The sequence below is a fragment of the Aminobacter sp. Y103A genome (genome assembly GCF_030294925.1).
Classification (GTDB): Bacteria; Pseudomonadota; Alphaproteobacteria; order Rhizobiales; family Rhizobiaceae; genus Aminobacter; species Aminobacter ciceronei.
The window spans coordinates 4,827,247-4,847,025 of the sequence record NZ_AP017986.1 but is presented as its reverse complement, the minus strand read 5'-3'; the positions used below and the strand labels follow the sequence as shown (position 1 = coordinate 4,847,025).

Sequence of the window (19,779 nt, the reverse complement as noted above, 5' to 3'; positions counted from 1 at the left end):
CCGGCGCGAGGCCGGGGTTTTCTGTTCAGGGCTGGTTGGCCGGCTCACTCGCGCGGCGGCCAGACGTGGTCGCTCATCCCCATCTTGGGCTCGCCCAGCAGCGGCGTTTTCAGCGCATGCACGCCGCCGACCGAAAACAGCCAGATGATGTTGCGGTCATATTCGGTGAACACCGCGAAGCTGGCATTGTCGAAGGTGTAGTCGGGCATCTCAGATGTCGTCGGGAAACGCGGCACGAAATAGCCTGATATCTTCGGCTGTGCCGGGTCCTTGACGTCGAAGATCTGCAGCCCGGCATTGTAGAAGGCGTAAGGCACGATGCCGTCGCGGCCATGGCCTGGCTGGTGCGTGGTGCCGGAGCGCTTGGGCCCGAAGCTGCCTTTGCGCTGGCAATAGTCGGTGAATTTCGCTTCCTGCGGCGGTGTTGGCCGCGGGAAGGTCGCCACCACCTTGGGTGCCGCCACATCCTTGGCGTCGATCACCAGCACATCCTTGTAGGGCTCGTAGCAGTTCGAGTTCATCGGATAGCCATTGGCGAAGACGTATCCGGTGCGCGCATACTGGCTGGTGTCGACATTGTCGAACTCGGTGCCGGCAAAGCTCGGTGCTGTCTCGACATGCCCCTTGATCTCCGGCCTGTCGGGATTGGAAAGATCGAAGGTGTAGAGGCCGAGCCCGCCCATCGCGCCGAAAGCGACCTTGCCGCCCTTTTCAACCGGGGTCGGCAGGAAGAGCGGCATGCGCGAACCCATCCATGACGTGCGGTTTCCTGCGCGCGGGTTCATCAAATAGGCGTCCTCGCTTGCCTTGTCGCCGACCACCTGGCCGGGCACCGTCACCTGGCTGACAAAGACCGGATTGGCCGGGTCCGACATATCCCAGACCTGATAGCCCGGCGAGTGCAGGTAATCGGGGTATTCGGTCAGTGCGTAAGAATCGTCGGGGGCCGCCGACAGGTACATGTATTTGCCGCCGAACCAGGCGGGTGCGTCGAGCGAGCCCGAGCCCTCCTGCTGGCCAACGGGCGCATTTGGGTTCTTGGTGTCGGTGGTGCGGGTGGCGATCAGCTTCCAGTCGTCGGGCGTCGGCCCGTTCATCTCATAGACCTTGAAGCCCTTGAGCGAATTGTAGTTGCGCAGGCTCGCGACGATGTCGGGCTGGGTGCGCTTGTTGTCGAGAATGCCGAAGCGGCCGATCTCGTAGGAGGCGACGACGACGTTCTTCTGCAGCTTAGCGCTCCAGGCGATGGTGATGCCGCCGAAATAGTCCTGGACCGTCTTGGCGTCCCAGTCCTCGCTCGAACCTTCCGGCCCCCACACGCCGCCCCTGGAATAGACGACCTTGGCCTTGGCCGGGTCGGTGATGTCGAGCACGCGCATATAGTCGCGGTCGTGCACATACATGTAGCGCTTGCCGTCGAAGTCGGCGACGTCGGGCCAGGCATGCCAGGGCGAGCTTATATGCGGATAAAACGCGATCTCCTCGACATTGTGGCTGTAGCTGTTGTCGTCCCAGGCTTCGAGCTGGCCGGGAAAGGCCGGGCTGTCGCCCAGAGGCGTGGCGCGCGGCGCGCGGAAGGTGCCGTCCTCCGCCATGCCATAATCCTTGCCCGGCTCGAGCGCCGGCGGCGCCTTGTCGTAGGTCAGCGCGTTCCACTGCTTAAGGTAGGGGTCGGTGATGTTGATCTCGGTCGGCACCTTGCTGCCCCAGTCGGCGGCCCGAGCCACGCTGGCGGTCAGCGCCAGCACCGAACAGCCGATCGCGATAATCCTTGATGTCATGACGTCCCTCCCGACGGTTGGCCGCCAGCCCGCGTTCCTCGCTTGGGGCCTGTGGCGGAGTGGTCAGTTGAGGAAAGTTCGGTCAGTCAGAAAAGTGAATTTTCAGCACACAGCTATGAGCAGTTGGCATAGATGAGTATTGAGGTGAATGAGTTTGGATACACAGATCGCCGAGGGCATGCAAAATGCGATTGCGCCGCATTCAAACACATCTGCGAGAGAATGGAGTGGTGATCCCGACAGGAATCGAACCTGTGACCTACAGATTAGGAATCTGCCGCTCTATCCTACTGAGCTACGGGACCACTCGGCTGCACACATAGCGGCTTCGAACGGATTCGCCAACGGTTTTTGGCAGGCTTTGCCTGAAACGGTTTGGCGGCGACTGATGCCGCCAAATCCTGTTTCTGCGTCCAGGGCCGGTTGGCGGCCCTGGAGGCGTTTGGGCGGCGAAGGTCAGGCCGCGAGCGCGGTTTCGGCGAGGCGGACCCAGTAGCTGACGCCGTGGGGGATGGCCTCGTCGTTGAAGTCGTAGGCGGGGTGGTGGAGGTTGGCGGTGTCGCCATTGCCGATGAAGATGAAGGCGCCGGGGCGGGCTTCGAGCATGTAGGAAAAGTCCTCGCCGCCCATCAGCGGCTGGATCGCCCGGTGCACCTGCGGCTCGCCGGCGACGGAGGCTGCGACATCGCCTGCGAACACGGTCTCGTTCTCGTGGTTGAAGGTGACGGGGTAGTTGGCGTCGTAGTCGAGCTCGATCGCCGTGCCGGTGGCTTCGGCCACGCCGCGACAGATGGCGCCCATGCGCTCCTCGGCGAGCTTGGCGATTTCCTTCTTCAGCGTGCGCACGGTGCCGGCAATGACAGCCTGCTCGGGAATGATGTTGTAGGCGGTGCCGGCGAGGAACTTGGTCACCGAAACGACGATCGCCTCGGCCGGATCGGTGTTGCGCGAGGCGATTGCCTGAAGTGCGGTCACCAACTGGCTTCCGGCGACGATCGGGTCGATGGCGCGGTGCGGCATGGCGGCATGGCCGCCCTTGCCCTTGACGGTAATGGTGAACTCGGCGGTCGCCGCCATGATCGCGCCCGGGCGGATGGCAAACTGGCCAACCGGCAGGCTCGGCATGTTGTGCATGCCGAACACCTTCTGGATGCCGAAGCGCTCCATCATGCCGTCCTTGACCATCTCGTTGCCGCCGCCGCCGCCTTCTTCGGCCGGCTGGAAGATGACGGCCACCTGGCCGGCGAAATTGCGCGTCTCGGCGAGATATTTGGCGGCACCCAGAAGCATCGCCGTGTGGCCGTCATGGCCGCAGGCATGCATCTTGCCAGGTACTGTCGAAGCATAAGGCTTGCCGGTGATCTCCTCGATCGGCAGCGCGTCCATGTCGGCGCGCAGGCCAACCACGCCGCCTGCACCGAGGCTGCCCTTGATGATGCCGACGACGCCCGTCTTGCCGAGGCCGGTGACGATCTCGTCGCAGCCGAACTCCTCGAGCTTGGCTTTGACGAAGTCGGCGGTCTCGAAGACGTCGAAATTGAGTTCCGGCTTCTGGTGCAGGTGACGGCGCCAGCCGGCGATCTCGTCCTGCATTTCGGCGGCTCGGTTCAGGATCGGCATGTTGGTCTCGACTTCCTGTGTGTTGGACCGTCTGTTTGTTGAGCCAGGGGTCCGGATTCGCAATTGTGATCGCCCAAGCTCTGCCATCTTGGCGTCACATAGGTTATTTAGCAGCGGCGGCGACGCCGTGGCCATGGGTCTTTCGTACCGGCCAGCGCGTTGCCATCCCGGTTTACGGAAATCTTATGGACGGCCGGCTATGATCGGCAAGAGGCGATTTCGGATTTGATGATGAAGATTAGGTTCGTCAGAAGCATGCTCCTCGGCCTAACGGTCGCAACCGTGCTGGGCGCTGTCCCCGCGTCGGCCAATCCGGCGATGCTTTTCGACGTCAATTCGGGCGCCGTCATCGAGCACCAGGAAGCGTTCAAGCGCTGGCATCCGGCCTCGCTGACCAAGCTGATGACCGCCTATACCGCCTTCCGCGCCGTCCAGGCTGGCGAGCTGGCGCTCAATTCGCCAATCAAGATCTCCAAGAAGGCGGCGGCCTTCCCGCCGGCCAAGATGGGCTACAAGCCGGGTTCCGTGCTGACGCTCGACAACGCGCTGAAGATCATCATGGTCAAGTCGGCCAACGACGTGGCGGCTGCGATCGGCGAAAATGTCGGCGGCACGCCAGAGGCCTTCGCCGCACGGATGAACGCCGAGGCGCAGCGCCTCGGCATGGTCGGCAGCCACTGGGTCAATGCCAACGGCCTCCACGATCCCGAGCAGTATACGACGGCGCGTGACCTCGCGATCCTGGTCAGGGCGATCCGCCTCGAATATCCTGAATATGCCGCCTATTTCGACATCGAAGGCATCATTGCCGGCAAGGCCAAACTCAAGAACTTCAATCCGCTGGTCGGCCGCTTCCCCGGCACCGACGGCATGAAAACAGGCTTTGTCTGCGAATCCGGCTTCAACCTGATCGCCACCGCCACCCGCGACGGCAGGACACTTGCGGCGATCGTGCTCGGCGCGGACTCACCAGACAATCGCGCCGAAGAGGCGGCGAAGATGCTGCAGACCGGTTTTGTTCGCAACGGCGCGTCGGTCAGCGTTACAGGGCTTGCGCCCTATGGCGACAACCGCGACGTCGCGACGAGCATGCGCGAGGAAGTCTGCTCGCCCAAGGCCAAGCATGCGGCTTCCGATGGGCCGGCGCCGACCGAGGCAGGGGCTGCGCCCGACAAGGTCTCGATCATTCCTGAAATGACACGCCAGCGTAACTGGGTCACCGTCAGCCTCGGCGGCGCCACCGGGCCGATGCCCAAGGCGCTCGGCGGCCGCGACATCGTTGTCGACACTGGCGTGCCGTTGCCGACCTGGCGTCCCGACAGGCCAGCGCCCGCAGGTGCTGCACCAGTTGCTGGCAAGGTTAAGGCGCGCTCGTGAATTCGCAGGCAGTTTTCCCGATCCCGGTATCGGTGCTGACCGGCTTTCTCGGCGCCGGCAAGACGACGCTGCTCAACCGCCTGCTCAAGGATCCCGAGCTCACCGACACGGCCGTCATCATCAATGAGTTCGGCGATGTCGCCATCGACCACCTGCTGGTCGAAAAGGCCTCCGACGGTGTCATCGAGCTGTCCGACGGCTGCCTCTGCTGCACCGTGCGCGGCGAGCTCGTCGACACGCTGGCCGATCTCGTTGACCGCCTGCAAACCGGCCGAATCGAGCGGCTGGCGCGGGTTGTGATCGAGACCACCGGCCTTGCCGATCCGGTGCCGGTGCTGCAGTCGATCATGGGCCATCCCGCACTCATCCACGCCTTCCGGCTCGACGGCGTCATCACCCTTGTCGATGCGGTCAATGGTGCATCGACGCTCGACGCCCATGTCGAGGCGGCCAAGCAGGTGGCGGTGGCCGACCGCATCGTGCTGACCAAGGCCGATCTCGTCGACGATGCCGAATGGCTCGATGCGCTCAGGGCGCGGCTTGCCCGCATCAACCCGGGTGCCGAAATCCGCGACGTCGAAGGTGCAGCGGTGGCAAAGCTGTTGCAGTGCGGGCTCTACGACCCGGCGACCAAGACCGCGGACGTGCGCCGCTGGCTGGGCGAGGCGCATGCGCATGACCACCACCATCACGGTGACCACGGTCACCATCATCACCACGGTGACCATCATCATGATCACGACCATGGCCATCATCACGACAGCCGGGTCGGCTCGTTCTCGCTGACGCACGCCGGCGCGCTGCCTTTCTCGACGGTCGAGATGTTCCTCGACCTGTTGCTGTCGACGCAAGGCGACAAGCTGTTGCGGATCAAGGGCATCGTCGAACTGCTGGAAGACCGGGAGCGGCCGTTGGTCATCCATGGCGTGCAGAAACTGCTGCATCCGCCGGCACGCTTGCCGTCATGGCCGGATGCGGTTCGCGGCACAAGGCTGGTGCTGATCGGCATCGACCTGCCGCGCGACTATGTCGAACGCCTGTTTGCCGCCTTCGTCAACAAACCTGCCATCGACACGCCGGACCGCGAAGCGATGGAAAACAACCCGCTGGCGATCGCCGGGCGGTAGGGTCCTGTCGCTGCCTCCAAGGACGCACCGACTCCGAACTCAGCTTCCGCGTTCGACCAGAAAACGGTGGCCGCCTGAAACGGCCGTGGTCTCGATCAGGCGGTGGCCAGCCTCCTGGCAGAAGGCCGGGATGTCGATGACAGCCAGCGGGTCGGTGGTTTCGAGCCACAACAGCTCGCCTGACGACATGTCGGCGAGCCGGCGCTTGGCCTTGAGCACGGGCAGGGGGCAATTGAGCCCCCTGAGATCGTAGATTTCGGTGGTTTCGCCCACGCCGATCAGCTGCCGAACAGGCCGAGCAGCTTCTTCTTGAGCTTGGTGGCAGCGCCTGCCTCTTCGGCGGGGGCCGCCTGGGCGGCCTGCGTCGGCGCTTCGGTCACTGCGGGCTGTGGCTGCGGCACGGCGGCGATCTCGACCTGCTGCTGGGCGGCAAGCTTGGCAGCCTTGGCGGCAGCGATGGCTTGCGCCTTTTCCTCGGCAGCCTTCTTCTTGGCTTCCGCTGCCGCATCGAGCGCTGCCATGCGGCGGCCTTCGGCCGAATCGATACGGCCCATGCGGGCGGTGGTCTGGACGATGCTGCCGTCCTGGGCCATCGCCGGCGGCTCCAGGGTCACGCGCTCGCCGCGGGCACGGCGCTTGGTCCAGTCCGAAACGATTGCCGCTTCCTTGATGCCGGCAATCGTCGGCTTGGGCGCGGGAATGTCGCCACCGGTGGCGCTGGCGAAAGCAGCGTCATACTTGCTCTTGTAGGCCTGATAGGCGGTCTGCAGCGCCTGCGGCTGGGTCACTGCAGGGCAGGCGCCCGTCGGGTTGAACGTGCCACCTGCTTCCGGGACCTGGTTGAAGACGTAGCGCTTTTCGCAGACGTCGACTTTCGGCGGCACCTTGGTGATCTCGAAGTGGTCGTAGCCTTCCTTCAGCATCGCCCAGAACTGGTAGTTCGGGTCGTTGCGGTAGCGGGCCATGTTGGCCGCGGTCATGCGGAACGGATAGGACTGGACCTGGAATTCGGTCTGGCCGCCCTTGAAGGCATCGCGCGCGAAGGCGTAGATTTCCTCGATCTGCGCATCGGTCATCGAGAAGCAGCCTGACGACGAGCAGGCGCCGTGAACCATCAGGTTCGAGCCGGTGCGGCCGTTGGCGCGGTCGAAGGCGTTGGGATAGCCGATGTTGAAGGCGAGGTGATAGCTGGAGTTCGGGTTCATCTGTCCCGGACGCACGGTGTAGAAGCCCTCCGGCGACTGGCGGTCGCCCTCGGTGAACTTGGGGCCGAGCTTGCCCGACATCTTGCAGATGTCGTAGCTGGCAACGATGTCGTAGCGGCCGTTGGTCTTCTGTTTCCAGACCTCCAGCTTGCCCTCTTCCTTGAACACGCGCGCCAGCACGGGCGAGCTCTTGTTCATGCCCTTGGCCTTCATTTCGGCCACGATCTTGGCCGGCAGTTGCCTGTTGGCGTGCTGCGGCACGAAGTCGGTCACGGAGGATTCCGAACAGCCTGCCACCGCAAGGGCAGCGAGAAGCAATCCGGCGCGTGCGATATTGGCGATCATCGGTCTAAATGTCGTCTCTACATTGCAGTCATGGCGCATGCGCCAACAACCGGCCCGTCCTGATACTGCCTCGACCTTAGGGTCGTTAACCTTGAAAAATCCTTACCGCAAGTTCTTGGCCCGTCCCACGCGCGAAAAATCACGGCAAGTTCATTGAGCCGGGCGAGGCGGCATTTTTGTGGCGAAAACGTGCCGTGGCCCATGAGGCCCACAGTTTGTGCAATCACAGCCTGCGCATTGCGCCTTGCGAAGATCGATTCCGATTTTCGGGCGGATGCTAGAGGCTGCGGCCGATGGAGAGGTACTTCTCGCGGCGCTGCTCGCGGAAATCGATGTTCGAGCCGTTGAATTCGGCGAACGTCTTGGCGATCAGGTCGCCGGTGGCCGAAATGACCGCCTCGGCGTTGCGGTGAGCGCCGCCCAGCGGCTCGTCGATGATCTTGTCGATGATCTTGAGCGAGAGCAGGTCCTGCGCAGTGATCTTCATGTTGGTCGCCGCGTCTTTGGAACGCGTCGTGTCACGCCACAGGATGGAGGCGGCACCTTCCGGTGAGATCACCGAATAGATCGCATGCTCGAGCATGAACACGCGATTGGCGGTGGCAATGGCGATCGCGCCGCCCGAGCCGCCTTCGCCGATGACAACCGCGATCGACGGCACCTTGAGGCCGAGGCAGGCTGAGGTCGAGCGCGCGATGGCTTCGGCCTGGCCGCGCTCTTCGGCGCCGACGCCCGGATAGGCGCCCGCGGTGTCGACGAGCATGACGACGGGGATGTTGAAGCGGTCGGCCATTTCCATCAGGCGCACGGCCTTGCGGTAGCCCTCGGGGCGGACCGAGCCGAAATTGTGTTTGAGGCGGCTCTTGGTGTCGTTGCCTTTTTCCTGGCCGAGCACCAGCACCGGCTCGCCACGAAAGCGGGCGAAACCGCCGACCATGGCATTGTCTTCGCCGAAATTGCGGTCGCCGGCCAGAAGCGCGAAATCGGTGAACAGGCCGTTGATGTAGTCGAGGCAGTGCGGGCGGTCGGGGTGGCGCGCCACCTGGACCTTCTGCCAGGGCGTCAGCGCCTTATAGGCGTCACGCAGAGCATCACGCGAGCGCTTCTCCAGCCGCTTGATCTCGTCGCCGACATCGACGGCCTCGCCATTTTCGGCAAGCTTCTTGAGCTCGAGGATCTTGCCTTCGAGATCTTGGACCGGTTTTTCGAAATCGAGGTAATTGTACATTGGCGAGCGGACTACCACGCTGAAAATTTGAGGCACCGGGGGCCGGGGACTGTGGCACCGCGCCAGTGGAACGTGGCACTCACATAGCGATATGGGCCCTAATCGGCAAGCGGATGATGCTCGTTGACCAGTTTCAACAGCCTTTCTTCCAGCACATGGGTGTAGATTTGCGTGGTCGAAATGTCGGAATGGCCAAGCAATTGCTGCACCGCGCGCAAGTCGGCGCCATTCTGCAGCAGGTGGCTGGCAAAGGCATGGCGCAGTACGTGTGGCGAGATTTTCGCCGATGCGATGCCAGCGCGGGCGGCCAGACCCTTGAGTTCTCTGGCGAAAACCTGGCGCGGCACGTGCCCGCTTTCCGACGAAGCGGGGAACAGGAACGGACTTTCGACCAACCGTGGGTTGGCATTGCGGTCACCCAGCCAGCGCCGCATCGCCTCGCGCGCCTTGGCTGACAGCGGCACCATACGGTCCTTCTCGCCCTTTCCGCGCACGACGAAGAAGCGCTCGTCGCGCAGCGCCACCGTCAGCGGCAGGCTGACCAGCTCCGAAACGCGCAAGCCGGTGGCATAGAGCACCTCGACAAGCGCGTGCAGCCGGGTCGCCGCCAGGCTGTCGCCCTCGGCGGATTCGCTCGCTTCCATCGCCGCGCGGTCAAGCAGCCGGCCTGTTTCGGCCTCGCTCATCGTCTTGGGCAGCGGCCGATCCTTCTTCGGGCTGTCGAGGACGCCGGTGGGGTCGTCGGTTCGCAGGCCTTCGGCATAAAGGAAGCGGAAGAACTGCCGGAGTGCCGACAGCTTGCGTGCCTGTGAGGTCGCTGCGAAGCCGCGGCCGGCAATGTCGTCGAGATAGCCGCGGATGGCTGGGGCGTCGGCGTCGGCGAGGCGGCCGCCGAGAAATTCCGAGGCGTCTTCGAGGTCGCGGCGATAGCTGGCCAGCGTGTTGTCGGCAGCGCCACGCTCGGCACTCATCATTTCGAGGAAGGCCTCGATGCGCGCGCCGCTTTTCATTTTTTTGGCGCGAGCTTTTCCGGTGGAATGCGGATGGTGATCTCAGCCTTCTTCGGCTCGACGAACATCACCAGCGCAAACATGGCGCCGTATGCGATGCCCGCCAGAACAGCGAGCGTGACAAGGAACCGGAAAAGTGTCGGCATCGATGTGTTTGCCCGTCTGTCCTATCCTGTGCCCTTATGGGACGCCGTCACAGGCAATTCAAGGGCGCGTTTGCGGTCATGCGCTTGACGCAACGGGGCTTTTCATGTCGATACGCCGGCGAAAGGGACGCCATGACACCCGACGCGCAGACTCCATTTCCCGAAGGCTCCGTAGCCGCCCTGCTAGAACGGCTCGGCACCCGTTCGATCGTTTTCGTCGGCCTCATGGGCGCCGGCAAGACCGCCATCGGCCGCAAGGTCGCGCAGTCGCTCGGCCTCGGCTTCATCGACAGTGACCACGAGATCGAAAGCGTGTCGCGGATGACAATTCCCGAGCTCTTCGAACGCTATGGTGAGGTCGAGTTCCGCGCGCTTGAACAGCGCGTCATAGGCCGCCTCCTGGAAGGTGGCCCGCAGGTTCTGTCGACCGGCGGCGGCGCCTTCATGAATGCACAGACCCGCGCGGCAATCGCAGGCCACGGCGTTTCGGTCTGGCTCAAGGCCGAGCTCGACCTTCTGATGGAACGCGTTTCCAAGAAGCAGAACCGGCCGCTGTTGCAGAATGCCGATCCGCGTGCCGTGCTGGCCAAGCTGATGGACGAACGCTACCCGGTCTATGGGCTTGCCGACCTCACCGTTGCGACACGCGACGACCGCAAGGAGGCGATCGCCAGCGAGGTCATCGAGGCGCTGTGCAGCCATCTCGGCGTGCCCGGCAGAATTCACGTTTCGGAAGGTTCGGAGGATCACGAATGAGCGTCGTCACCGTCGAAGTCGGACTTGGCGACCGCGCCTATGAGATCCTGATCGGCCCGGGCCTGATCGCGCGCGGCGGCGAGCTGATCCAGCAGCGCCTGCCCAAGGCGCGTTGTGCCATCGTCACCGACGAGAATGTCGCTGCTGCCCATCTCGAACCGCTGGTCGAAAGTCTCACGGCCGTCGGCAATGCGCCTGCTGTCATCACACTGCCAGCCGGTGAAAAGACCAAGAGCTTTTCCTCGCTGGAAACCGTTGTCGACCAGATCATTGCCGCCCGGCTCGAGCGCGGTGATGCGGTGATCGCGCTTGGCGGCGGCGTCATCGGCGATCTCACCGGCTTTGCCGCCGGCATCGTGCGGCGCGGCATGAATTTCGTGCAGGTGCCGACCTCGCTGCTGGCGCAGGTTGATTCGTCTGTCGGCGGCAAGACCGGCATCAACAGCCCGCGCGGCAAGAACCTCATCGGCGTCTTCCATCAGCCGAAGCTGGTGCTGGCCGACACCGGGGCCCTCGACACGCTGCCGCTGCGCGAATTCCGCGCCGGTTATGCCGAGGTCGCCAAATACGGCCTGATCGACCGCCCGGATTTCTTCGCCTGGCTGGAGCAGAACTGGCAGGAGGTCTTTTCGGGTGGTGCGGCTCGCATCGAGGCTATAGCGCAGTCCTGCCGTGCCAAGGCCGACGTGGTTGCCCGCGACGAGTTCGAAACCGGCGACCGGGCGCTTCTCAATCTCGGCCATACCTTCGGTCACGCGCTTGAAGCTGCCACCGCTTATGACGGCGCACGGCTGGTGCATGGCGAGGGTGTTGCAATCGGCATGGCGCTGGCGCACCGCTTCTCGGCCAGGCTCAATCTGGCAAGCCCCGACGATGCGGCACGCGTCGAGGCGCATCTGCGCGCCGTCGGCCTGCCGTGGCGCATGTCCGACATCCCTGGGGACCTGCCGGACGCCGAGGCGCTGTTCAACTACATTACCCAGGACAAGAAGGTGACGCGCGGCGCACTGACCTTCATCCTGACGCGCGGCCTCGGCCAGTCCTTCATCGCCAAGGACGTGCCGGCCTCCGAAGTGATTTCCTTCCTCAAGGAGCAGCGTCAGGGATGATCGAGGCCGGCTGGATCGCTGCGGGCGCGCTGTCGGGGCTGGTCCTTGCCGGGCTGGCCTTCCGCGAGCGGCTGCTTGCCTCGCTCGGCTACGAATTGATTGCGCTGACGCCGCAGCGTTCCGGCCACGCCGAACTGCGCGGCGCGGTCGATGAACTCCATCGCGACGGCCAGGTGGTCAAGCAGGACCGCGACCAGGTCGGCGGCCTGCTCGACCTGCATGAGCTCGAGGTGTCGGACGTGATGGTCCACCGAACCAACATCCGCTCGATCAATGCCGACATGGCGCCCGAGACACTGGTGCGCGAGATCCTGCAGAGCCCCTACACCCGCATGCCGTTGTGGCGCGGCTCGCTCGACAACATCGTCGGCGTCGTCCACGCCAAGGACCTGCTCCGCGCGCTCAACGACGTCGAAGGCGACTATTCACGCGTCGACGTGCCGAAGGTCGCCTCCAAACCCTGGTTCGTGCCCGACACGACCTCGCTTCAGGAACAGCTCAACGCCTTTTTGCGGCGCAAGGCGCATTTCGCCATCGTCGTCGATGAATATGGCGAGGTCGAAGGGCTGGTGACGCTGGAAGACATCATCGAGGAGATCGTCGGCGAGATCGCCGACGAGCACGACATCGATATTCAGGGCGTCAAGCAGGAGGCCGACGGCTCCGTGGTCGTCGATGGCACCGTGCCGATCCGCGACCTCAACCGCGCGCTCGACTGGCACCTGCCGGACGACGAGGCGACGACGATCGCCGGCCTCGTCATCCACGAGACCCAGTCGATCCCCGAGGAAAAACAGGCCTTCACCTTCCACGGCAAGCGCTTCATCGTCATGAAACGCGACAAGAACCGCCTCGCGCGGATCAGGATCAGGCCCGCGGTGGTCGAGCCTCAACCGGCCGCAGCGCGTCCGCCGAAGTAACACCCAGCCACAAGACCCGACCTGCCGCCAGGCCAAGCACCGCTCCGGCCAGTTGGGCCGCGATGAATGCCGGCGTGTCGGCGGGCGCGATGCCCGCGAATGTATCGGTCAGCGCCCGCGCGATGGTCACAGCTGGATTGGCGAAGGACGTCGACGAGATGAACCAGTAGGCCGCGAAGATGTAGAGACCGACGGCGGCGGGCGTCGTTTTGGGTGCCTGGGCAATGCAGCCGAAGATGGTCAACACCAGTCCAAAGGTTGCGACTGCCTCGCCGAGCCATTGGCCCGGGCCGGTTCGGACCGTGGTCGAGACCTGCAGCAGCGGCAGGTCGAACATCGCGTGCGCCAGCAATACGCCCAGTATCGCGCCGCTCGCTTGTGCTGCGACATAGGGCGCGACCAGCGACCATGCCAGGCGCCGGTCGAGCGCCGTCACGAGGCTGACTGCTGGGTTGAAATGCGCGCCGGAGATTGGCGCGAGAATGGTGATGAGCACCACCAGCATGGCCCCGGTGGCCAGGGCATTGCAGAGCAGTGCCAGCGCTACGTTACCCTGCGCAAGCTGCGCCGCCATGATGCCGGAGCCGACCACGGTTGCGAGAAGGAAGGCACTTCCTAGGCATTCGGCAAGCAATCGCCGCGCGAGCAAAGCGCTCATGTGCTGGAATCGCCTGCTTTTGTGCTGGCACCTTCCATCTTGCCGATATCATGCAGATGTGCGGTCAGCGCCATGCGGTCGAGGCTGGTGATGGGCAGCGCGGTGAATGCCCTGATGCGGTTGCGCATGTATTTGAAGGCGGTGACGAAAGCTGCTTCCTTTTCGAGGTCGGTGCCTTCGACGTGGCTCGGATCCTCGATGCCCCAATGCGCGTTGGCCGGATGGCCGAGCCAGACCGGGCAGGCTTCGCCGGCAGCGTCGTCGCAGACGGTGAAGATGAAATCCATCTCCGGGGCGCCGGCCGCGGCGAACTCATCCCAGGTCTTCGAGCGGAAGCCGTCGGCCGGATAGCCATAGCTTTCAAGCACCTTGAGCGCGAAGGGATTGACGCTGCCCCTGGGCTGGCTGCCGGCGGAAAAGGCGTTGAAATGCGGTGCCCCATCCTTGCGCAGGATGCCCTCGGCGAGGATCGAGCGGGCGCTGTTGCCGGTACAGAGGAAAAGCACGTTGAAAGGCCGATGGGTCATGGCATTACTCCGATGGCGTGCAGCAGGGAGACAATTCGGCGAGCAGCGGCGCGCAGATCTCCGGCTTGCCGTCGCAGCAATCCTGCAGCAGGAACAACAGCACATTGCGCAGGGCAGGGAGGTTGGCGCGGTAGATGATCGAGCGCCCCTGGCGGTCGCCGGTGGCGAGGCCGGCGCGGGTCAGCACGGCACGTCGAGTCGGCGTGCCAGGTCGCCGGCGGCAATGCCGTCCGGCTCGGCGGCGGCCATCTGGCGAAAGGCCTCCAGCCGTGTCGTTTGGGCCAGCGCGGCGAGAGCGTCGATCGTGTCGTTTGCATCCATATATCCAGACTAATGGATGTATGTGACAGGCAAATGACGAGGCAGCGTTGGGCTGCGCTCAACAATCGTCCAGAAAGAAAATTACCAGCGTGTCGCTTCGCCGGGGGCTGCCGGCTCGATCGCCAGTGCGTGCAGGCCGGCCTTGAGTTCGGCTGCCAGCGCGTCGTTGACGGCGCGATGGCGGTCGATGCGACTCATGCCGGCAAAGGCGGGGGCGACGATGCGGATGCGGAAATGTGTCTCGCCTGACCCGTCGAAGGTGGCGTGATCGCCGCCGTCGACATGGTGGTGGCCGGCATGCAGGTGGCTTTCATTGAGCACGACGAGCCGCTCCGGCGAAAATGCCTCGTTCAGCTTCGTTTCGATAGTCGCCTGTATGGACATCGGTCTCGCCTTTCACCACATGTGTCGCCGCGACCAATCATGCCCTCGGGCAAAATTGGGCCGCAAATCAGGCGTTAGGGCCAACATCCTCGAAATGTCAATTCTTGTTTCGCCGCGCCAAGAGGCGGTAAATACGATCAGATGAAGCCGTACCCAAAATATTTCGACAAGATTCGCGTCCGGCCCGATCCGGAAGCGGAGGTGAAGTCGCATGCCCCGCTCTGCCAGTGGGACGGCTGCAAGCAGCCGGGAACGCACAAGGCGCCGGTCGGCCGCATGAGGGAAGGCGAGTACTTCCGCTTCTGCTTCGATCACGTGCGCGAGTACAACAAGGGCTTCAACTACTTCTCCGGCCTCGCCGACGGCGATATCGCGCGTTTTCAGAAGGAAGCGCTGACCGGCCACAGGCCGACCTGGACCATGGGATCCAACGGCTCGGCGCGTTCGGCGCCTGACTTTGCCCAGCAGCGCTCGGGCCGCGCCGGCTACTACAGCCGCATGCGCGATCCGCATAACCCCTTCGGTGCCCAGGGCGCGCCGCGCCAGCGCAAGGCGAAGCCCTTGGAGGCCAAGGCACTGGAGACGCTGGGACTCGATTCGCGCGCCACCGGCTCCGATATCAAGGCGCGCTACAAGGAACTGGTCAAACGCCACCACCCCGACGCCAATGGCGGCGACCGAGGTTCTGAAGACCGCTTCAGGGATGTGCTCCAGGCATATCGCGTGCTCAAGCAAGCGGGATTGTGTTGAGCCAGCCGCGGTCGCGGCCTTTTTCCAACTTTCATCTGGTCGGAAAAGGCTTTATGACCGCCCCCGAAGAAAATTCGATTGCCGGCGTGGCCTGAAGCCTCGCGCGTGGAGACGCTATGAACAAGGTCGATCGCGACATCACCAACCTGCCTGATACCACGGTGTCGGTGAAAGACACCTTCGGCTTCGATTCGAAGATGGTCGTGCCGGCCTATTCGGCCTCGTCGGAGCATGTGCCCGACATCGATCCGGACTATCTGTTCGACAAGGCAACGACCATGGCGATCCTCGCCGGCTTCGCCTACAACCGCCGCGTCATGGTGTCGGGTTACCACGGCACCGGCAAGTCGACCCACATCGAACAGGTCGCCGCCCGTCTCAACTGGCCGATGGTCCGCGTCAACCTCGACAGCCATGTCAGCCGTATCGATCTGGTCGGCAAGGACGCGATCGTCGTCAAGGAAGGCATGCAGGTCACCGAGTTCAAGGACGGCATCCTGCCCTGGGCCTACCAGCACAATGTCGCGCTCTGCTTCGACGAGTATGACGCCGGCCGCCCCGACGTGATGTTCGTCATCCAGCGCGTGCTCGAATCGTCGGGCCGCCTGACCCTGCTCGACCAGAGCCGCGTTATCCGCCCGCACCCGGCCTTCCGTCTGTTTGCCACCGCCAACACCGTCGGCCTCGGCGACACGACCGGCCTTTATCACGGCACCCAGCAGATCAACCAGGCGCAGATGGACCGCTGGTCGATCGTGACCACGCTGAACTACCTGCCGCACGACAACGAAGTGAACATCGTCATTGCCAAGGCCAAGCACTACCGCGACGCCAAAGGCAAGGAGATCGTCAACAAGATGGTCCGCGTCGCCGACATGACGCGCTCGGCCTTCATCAATGGCGACCTGTCGACGGTCATGAGCCCGCGTACCGTCATCACCTGGGCTGAAAACGCCGAGATTTTCGGCGATGTCGGCATGGCCTTCAGGCTCACCTTCCTGAACAAGTGCGACGAACTCGAACGCTCAGTCGTTGCCGAATTCTACCAGCGCGCCTTCGGTGAGGACCTGCCGGAATCCGCTGCCAACGTCGTGCTTGGATAAGAACAGGCTCAAATGGCAGGGCCGGGCGACAACACACGCAACAAGTCGAAGACGGGCTCTGAAGCCGACAGCTTCAAGCGCGCGATGACCGTCTGCATGCGTGCCATTTCGGGCGACAACGGCCTCGAAGTGGCCTTCGCCAAGGAGCGGCCGGCGCTTGCCGGCAATCGCGCCCGCCTGCCCGAGCTGCCCAAGAAGGCCTCGCCCAGTGACATCGCCGTCACCCGGGGCCTCGGCGATTCCATGGCGCTGAAGCGTGCCTGCCACGACGGCCGCATCCATGCCCGCCTGGCGCCCGAGGGCAAGCAAGCCCGTGCCGTGTTCGACGCGGTCGAGCAGGCGCGTGTCGAGGCCATCGGTAGCCGCGCCATGACAGGCGTTGCCCAGAACATCACCTCGATGCTCGAGGACAAATACGCCAAGGCCAATCTCGCCGACGTCACCGAACAGTCGGAAGCGCCGCTCGAGGAAGCGCTGGCGCTGATGGTGCGCGAGAAGCTGACCGGCCAGCCCGTCCCCAAGAGCGGCGAGCGCATGGTCGCGCTCTGGCGCGACTGGGTCGACCAGAAGGCCGGTGGCGATCTCGACGGCCTGCTCGGCAGCCTCGAGGACCAACAGGCTTTCGCCCGTGTCGTCCGTCATATGCTGGCCTCGCTCGAGATGGCCGAGGAATATGGCGACGACCAGGAGACCGAGGACAACGAGGACCAGGACGACGACCAGCCGCAAGGCGAGGAGCAGAGCGAGGAGGGCGGCGAGGACGATTCCGGCTCCGAGCAGGCACAGTCCGAAGATGCCGAATCCTCCGCCGACGAAGAGCAGTCCGGCGAGATGGAGGCGTCCGATGCCACGTCCGACGAGATGTCCGACGACGATGACGTCGATTCCGAGACGCCGGGCGAGGCGCGCCGCCAGGACAATCCCTTCGCCAACCTGCCGCGCGAAATCGACTACAAGGTCTTCACCACCGCTTTCGACGAGACAGTGGGCGCCGAGGAGCTGTGTGACGAGGACGAACTCGACCGTCTCCGCGCCTTCCTCGACAAGCAGCTCGCCAATCTGTCTGGTGTCGTCGGCCGTCTCGCCAACCGCCTGCAGCGCCGCCTGATGGCGCAGCAGAACCGTTCCTGGGACTTCGACCTGGAAGAGGGCTATCTCGACCCCGCACGCCTCGTGCGCGTCGTCATCGACCCGATGCAGCCGCTGTCGTTCAAGCAGGAGCGCGACACCAAGTTCCGCGACACCGTCGTCACGCTGGTGCTCGACAATTCCGGCTCGATGCGTGGCCGTCCGATCACCGTTGCCGCAACCTGCGCCGACATATTGGCGCGCACGCTGGAGCGCTGCGGCGTCTCTGTCGAGATCCTCGGCTTCACGACGCGCGCCTGGAAAGGCGGACAAGCACGCGAGAAGTGGTTGAAGGACGGCAAGCCGCCGAACCCCGGCCGCCTCAACGACCTCCGCCACATCATCTACAAGTCAGCCGACGCGCCGTGGCGCCGCGCCCGCCGCAATCTCGGCCTGATGATGCGCGAAGGCCTGCTTAAGGAAAACATCGACGGCGAAGCGTTGCTCTGGGCGCACCAGCGCCTGATCGCACGGCCCGAGCAGCGCAAGATCCTGATGATGATCTCGGACGGCGCGCCGGTGGACGATTCGACGCTGTCGGTGAATCCGGGCAACTATCTGGAGCGCCATCTGCGCGCCGTCATCGACCTGATCGAGACGCGCTCGCCGGTCGAGCTTCTGGCGATCGGCATCGGCCACGACGTCACGCGCTACTATCGCCGTGCCGTCACCATCGTCGACGCCGAGGAACTGGCAGGTGCGATGACCGAGCAGCTCGCCTCGCTGTTCGGCGAAGAGAGTGCGCGCGAGACCCGCCGCGGCGGCTTCCGGCGCGCCGGGTGAGCTTGTCCATGGCCCGGCTGCGGCACCTTGCTTGCGCTGCCTTGGCGGCGCTCGCGCTGTCGGCATCGCTCACCGCGTCCTCGCGCGCCGAGCAGCCTGCCATCGAGCGCATCGAGATATCAGCCCGTCCCATCGCCCGCTTCCAGATCGGTCTCGACCAGAAGATCTTTGGTCCGCTCGAATTCGTCGGCGGCCTCGAAATGACCTCGTCGTCGCGCAATCTCGGCGCGCTGTCGGCCTTCCGCTTCCTCAAATCGGGGAGTGACTTCATCGGCGTCGCCGACACCGGCTTCTGGTATTTTGGACGTGTCGCCCGCGATTCCGCGATGCGCCCGACGGGCATCGAGAACTTCCGCATGGTGCAGATGGTGGACAGCTCCGGTGTCGCCATCGAAAAGAAATGGCAGGCCGATGCAGAGGGCCTTGCGGTGAAGGACGGTATCGCTACCGTGGGCTTCGAGCGCACCCACCGCGTCGCCCAGTACCGCATCGATCCCGACAACATGCAGCCGCCGTTCCGCGAGCTCGAGTTCCTCGTGCCGCGCAACGAGCTCAGGACGAATCGCGGCTTCGAGACCGTCGCCTATTCCACTGAGAAGGGCGGGCTTGTGGTGGTGTCGGAAAAGAGCCTCGACACATCAGGCAACATCTTCGCCGCGATCATCGAGGGGCCCAAGAAGGGCGTCTTCACGGTCAAGCGCAACGGCGAGTTCGACATCACCGACGGCGCCTTCCTGCCCGATGGCGACCTGCTGCTGCTTGAACGTAGCTTCTCGATGGCTTCGGGCGTGAAGATGCGGCTCCGGCGCATTGCCTCCGAGACAATCGCCAGGGGCCAGATCGCCGACGGCCCGGTGCTGCTGGAAGCCAACATGGGCTACCAGATCGACAACATGGAAGGGCTCGACGTCTGGCAGCGCAGCGACGGCGCGCTGATGGTATCGCTGGTCTCCGACGACAACCATTCGATCCTGCAGCGCAACCTCTACCTGGAATTCATCCTGCACGGCGATTGAGCAGCGATTGTCCGCTATTGTCGGCGCCTGCGATGCGGGAGCCAGCCATGTCGTCCGATGTAACCAGCCTCATTGACCGCTACTGCGCGGTCTGGAACGAACCCGACGCCGACAGTCGCAAGGAGCTGCTCGAAGCCGTCTGGGCCGAGCGGGCGACATACACCGACCCGCGGGCCGACACTGTCGGTGCCGATGAGCTTCTGGTGCATATCGCAAGTATCCGGATGAGCCGCCCCGGTGCGAAGATCGTCCGCACCACCTCTGTCGATCTTCATCACGGCGTTGCCCGCTTCGGCTGGCGCGTCGTCGAGGCCGACGGCACACCGCTGCCCGAAGGCCTTGATATTGCCGAGCTTTCGCCCGACGGGAAGCGCATCGCGCGCATCATCGGCTTCTTCGGGCCGATGGTAGCGATCTGATCTGCCTGAACTTGCCCTTGGCCGAGCCAAGCAGGGAGCCGGTCGCAGCTATCCGGACAAAAAGAA

The 19,779-nt window shown here is 64.1% G+C and carries 20 protein-coding genes, 1 tRNA gene and 1 pseudogene; 10 read left to right on the top strand and 12 right to left on the bottom strand.

What is annotated here, in order from left to right:
- Positions 1–44: 44 nt before the first annotated feature.
- The 3 genes from Amn_RS23730 to Amn_RS23720 form a co-directional block, all read right to left on the bottom strand.
- Positions 45–1,781 (bottom strand): LVIVD repeat-containing protein, encoded by a 1,737-nt coding sequence (locus tag Amn_RS23730; RefSeq protein ID WP_263006005.1) that lies wholly within the window; start codon positions 1,779–1,781, stop codon positions 45–47.
- 228 nt (positions 1,782–2,009) lie between these two features.
- Positions 2,010–2,086: transfer RNA gene (locus tag Amn_RS23725), tRNA-Arg, on the bottom strand.
- A 151-nt stretch (positions 2,087–2,237) separates the two neighbouring features.
- Positions 2,238–3,401 (bottom strand): M20 aminoacylase family protein, encoded by a 1,164-nt coding sequence (locus Amn_RS23720; RefSeq protein WP_067957538.1) that lies wholly within the window; start codon positions 3,399–3,401, stop codon positions 2,238–2,240.
- Between the two features lie 228 nt (positions 3,402–3,629).
- Between Amn_RS23720 and Amn_RS23715 the strand changes: the two genes are divergently transcribed.
- Positions 3,630–4,778 carry a D-alanyl-D-alanine carboxypeptidase family protein gene (locus Amn_RS23715; protein ID WP_263006006.1) on the top strand — a complete coding sequence of 383 codons (1,149 nt, stop codon included), beginning with the start codon at positions 3,630–3,632 and terminating at the stop codon, positions 4,776–4,778.
- Positions 4,775–5,905, top strand: coding sequence for a CobW family GTP-binding protein (locus Amn_RS23710; RefSeq protein WP_286292432.1), 1,131 nt, complete (start codon positions 4,775–4,777; stop codon positions 5,903–5,905). Before Amn_RS23715 ends, Amn_RS23710 begins: the two co-directional genes overlap by 4 nt.
- Positions 5,906–5,944: 39 nt before the next feature.
- Here the strand turns inward: Amn_RS23710 and Amn_RS23705 are convergent, their stop codons facing one another.
- The 5 genes from Amn_RS23705 to Amn_RS23685 form a co-directional block, all read right to left on the bottom strand.
- Positions 5,945–6,178, bottom strand: a complete 234-nt coding sequence (locus tag Amn_RS23705) for a sulfurtransferase TusA family protein (RefSeq protein WP_067957542.1) — start codon at positions 6,176–6,178, stop codon at positions 5,945–5,947.
- 5 nt (positions 6,179–6,183) lie between these two features.
- On the bottom strand, positions 6,184–7,455 hold the full coding sequence (locus Amn_RS23700; RefSeq protein ID WP_286292429.1) for a L,D-transpeptidase family protein: 1,272 nt from the start codon (positions 7,453–7,455) through the stop codon (positions 6,184–6,186).
- Positions 7,456–7,732: 277 nt separating this feature from the next.
- Entirely contained in the window at positions 7,733–8,683 is a 951-nt protein-coding gene (locus tag Amn_RS23695; RefSeq protein ID WP_067957550.1) for an acetyl-CoA carboxylase carboxyltransferase subunit alpha, read from the bottom strand.
- Between the two features lie 98 nt (positions 8,684–8,781).
- On the bottom strand, positions 8,782–9,693 hold the full coding sequence (locus tag Amn_RS23690; protein WP_182575159.1) for a site-specific tyrosine recombinase XerD: 912 nt from the start codon (positions 9,691–9,693) through the stop codon (positions 8,782–8,784).
- Positions 9,690–9,839 carry a histidine kinase gene (locus Amn_RS23685; RefSeq protein WP_067957555.1) on the bottom strand — a complete coding sequence of 50 codons (150 nt, stop codon included), beginning with the start codon at positions 9,837–9,839 and terminating at the stop codon, positions 9,690–9,692. The genes Amn_RS23690 and Amn_RS23685 overlap by 4 nt, the downstream gene beginning before the upstream one ends.
- Positions 9,840–9,971: 132 nt before the next feature.
- Between Amn_RS23685 and Amn_RS23680 the strand changes: the two genes are divergently transcribed.
- The 3 genes from Amn_RS23680 to Amn_RS23670 are packed head-to-tail and all read left to right on the top strand — an operon-like array spanning position 9,972 to position 12,624.
- On the top strand, positions 9,972–10,595 hold the full coding sequence (locus tag Amn_RS23680) for a shikimate kinase (protein WP_067957558.1): 624 nt from the start codon (positions 9,972–9,974) through the stop codon (positions 10,593–10,595).
- Entirely contained in the window at positions 10,592–11,704 is a 1,113-nt protein-coding gene (gene aroB, locus Amn_RS23675) for a 3-dehydroquinate synthase (RefSeq protein ID WP_286292421.1), read from the top strand. Before Amn_RS23680 ends, aroB begins: the two co-directional genes overlap by 4 nt.
- Positions 11,701–12,624 (top strand): HlyC/CorC family transporter, encoded by a 924-nt coding sequence (locus Amn_RS23670; protein ID WP_154386100.1) that lies wholly within the window; start codon positions 11,701–11,703, stop codon positions 12,622–12,624. The genes aroB and Amn_RS23670 overlap by 4 nt, the downstream gene beginning before the upstream one ends.
- Here Amn_RS23670 and Amn_RS23665 read toward each other — a convergent pair.
- The 4 genes and pseudogenes from Amn_RS23665 to Amn_RS23650 form a co-directional block, all read right to left on the bottom strand.
- Complete coding sequence (locus Amn_RS23665; protein ID WP_182575161.1) at positions 12,572–13,282, bottom strand: aquaporin; 711 nt, start codon at positions 13,280–13,282, stop codon at positions 12,572–12,574. The two genes, Amn_RS23670 and Amn_RS23665, sit on opposite strands and share 53 nt — an antisense overlap.
- Positions 13,279–13,809 carry an arsenate reductase ArsC gene (locus Amn_RS23660; RefSeq protein WP_154386102.1) on the bottom strand — a complete coding sequence of 177 codons (531 nt, stop codon included), beginning with the start codon at positions 13,807–13,809 and terminating at the stop codon, positions 13,279–13,281. Before Amn_RS23660 ends, Amn_RS23665 begins: the two co-directional genes overlap by 4 nt.
- A gap of 4 nt (positions 13,810–13,813) precedes the next feature.
- Positions 13,814–14,130, bottom strand: a pseudogene (locus Amn_RS23655) (ArsR/SmtB family transcription factor).
- Positions 14,131–14,211: 81 nt separating this feature from the next.
- Positions 14,212–14,514, bottom strand: a complete 303-nt coding sequence (locus Amn_RS23650; protein WP_182575163.1) for a BolA family protein — start codon at positions 14,512–14,514, stop codon at positions 14,212–14,214.
- Between the two features lie 141 nt (positions 14,515–14,655).
- Between Amn_RS23650 and Amn_RS23645 the strand changes: the two genes are divergently transcribed.
- The 5 genes from Amn_RS23645 (at position 14,656) to Amn_RS23625 (ending at position 19,713) form a co-directional block, all read left to right on the top strand.
- The gene (locus Amn_RS23645) at positions 14,656–15,264 is read left to right on the top strand and encodes a J domain-containing protein (RefSeq protein ID WP_154386105.1); all 609 of its coding nucleotides are present in this window, start codon (positions 14,656–14,658) and stop codon (positions 15,262–15,264) included.
- A gap of 116 nt (positions 15,265–15,380) precedes the next feature.
- A complete protein-coding gene (gene cobS / locus Amn_RS23640) occupies positions 15,381–16,367 on the top strand; it encodes a cobaltochelatase subunit CobS (RefSeq protein WP_067957584.1) in 987 nt (328 codons plus the stop codon).
- A gap of 12 nt (positions 16,368–16,379) precedes the next feature.
- A complete protein-coding gene (gene cobT, locus Amn_RS23635; protein WP_154386106.1) occupies positions 16,380–18,278 on the top strand; it encodes a cobaltochelatase subunit CobT in 1,899 nt (632 codons plus the stop codon).
- A gap of 8 nt (positions 18,279–18,286) precedes the next feature.
- Positions 18,287–19,294, top strand: coding sequence for an esterase-like activity of phytase family protein (locus tag Amn_RS23630; RefSeq protein ID WP_182575164.1), 1,008 nt, complete (start codon positions 18,287–18,289; stop codon positions 19,292–19,294).
- Positions 19,295–19,341: 47 nt separating this feature from the next.
- Positions 19,342–19,713, top strand: a complete 372-nt coding sequence (locus tag Amn_RS23625; protein ID WP_154386108.1) for a nuclear transport factor 2 family protein — start codon at positions 19,342–19,344, stop codon at positions 19,711–19,713.
- Positions 19,714–19,779 lie beyond the last annotated feature (66 nt).

Excerpts from the sequence above, each read along its gene's own strand:
- Amn_RS23715 (WP_263006006.1), top strand. The coding sequence starts at position 3,630 with ATGATGAAGATTAGGTTCGTCAGAAGCATGCTCCTCGGCCTAACGGTC.
- Amn_RS23625 (WP_154386108.1), top strand. The coding sequence starts at position 19,342 with ATGTCGTCCGATGTAACCAGCCTCATTGACCGCTACTGCGCGGTCTGG.
- Amn_RS23685 (WP_067957555.1), bottom strand. The coding sequence starts at position 9,839 with ATGCCGACACTTTTCCGGTTCCTTGTCACGCTCGCTGTTCTGGCGGGC.
- Amn_RS23645 (WP_154386105.1), top strand. The coding sequence starts at position 14,656 with ATGAAGCCGTACCCAAAATATTTCGACAAGATTCGCGTCCGGCCCGAT.
- Amn_RS23690 (WP_182575159.1), bottom strand. The coding sequence starts at position 9,693 with ATGAAAAGCGGCGCGCGCATCGAGGCCTTCCTCGAAATGATGAGTGCC.
- Amn_RS23720 (WP_067957538.1), bottom strand. The coding sequence starts at position 3,401 with ATGCCGATCCTGAACCGAGCCGCCGAAATGCAGGACGAGATCGCCGGC.
- Amn_RS23665 (WP_182575161.1), bottom strand. The coding sequence starts at position 13,282 with ATGAGCGCTTTGCTCGCGCGGCGATTGCTTGCCGAATGCCTAGGAAGT.
- Amn_RS23650 (WP_182575163.1), bottom strand. The coding sequence starts at position 14,514 with ATGTCCATACAGGCGACTATCGAAACGAAGCTGAACGAGGCATTTTCG.
- aroB (WP_286292421.1), top strand. The coding sequence starts at position 10,592 with ATGAGCGTCGTCACCGTCGAAGTCGGACTTGGCGACCGCGCCTATGAG.
- Amn_RS23730 (WP_263006005.1), bottom strand. The coding sequence starts at position 1,781 with ATGACATCAAGGATTATCGCGATCGGCTGTTCGGTGCTGGCGCTGACC.
- cobS (WP_067957584.1), top strand. The coding sequence starts at position 15,381 with ATGAACAAGGTCGATCGCGACATCACCAACCTGCCTGATACCACGGTG.
- Amn_RS23680 (WP_067957558.1), top strand. The coding sequence starts at position 9,972 with ATGACACCCGACGCGCAGACTCCATTTCCCGAAGGCTCCGTAGCCGCC.
- cobT (WP_154386106.1), top strand. The coding sequence starts at position 16,380 with ATGGCAGGGCCGGGCGACAACACACGCAACAAGTCGAAGACGGGCTCT.
- Amn_RS23670 (WP_154386100.1), top strand. The coding sequence starts at position 11,701 with ATGATCGAGGCCGGCTGGATCGCTGCGGGCGCGCTGTCGGGGCTGGTC.
- Amn_RS23660 (WP_154386102.1), bottom strand. The coding sequence starts at position 13,809 with ATGACCCATCGGCCTTTCAACGTGCTTTTCCTCTGTACCGGCAACAGC.
- Amn_RS23630 (WP_182575164.1), top strand. The coding sequence starts at position 18,287 with ATGGCCCGGCTGCGGCACCTTGCTTGCGCTGCCTTGGCGGCGCTCGCG.
- Amn_RS23695 (WP_067957550.1), bottom strand. The coding sequence starts at position 8,683 with ATGTACAATTACCTCGATTTCGAAAAACCGGTCCAAGATCTCGAAGGC.
- Amn_RS23700 (WP_286292429.1), bottom strand. The coding sequence starts at position 7,455 with ATGATCGCCAATATCGCACGCGCCGGATTGCTTCTCGCTGCCCTTGCG.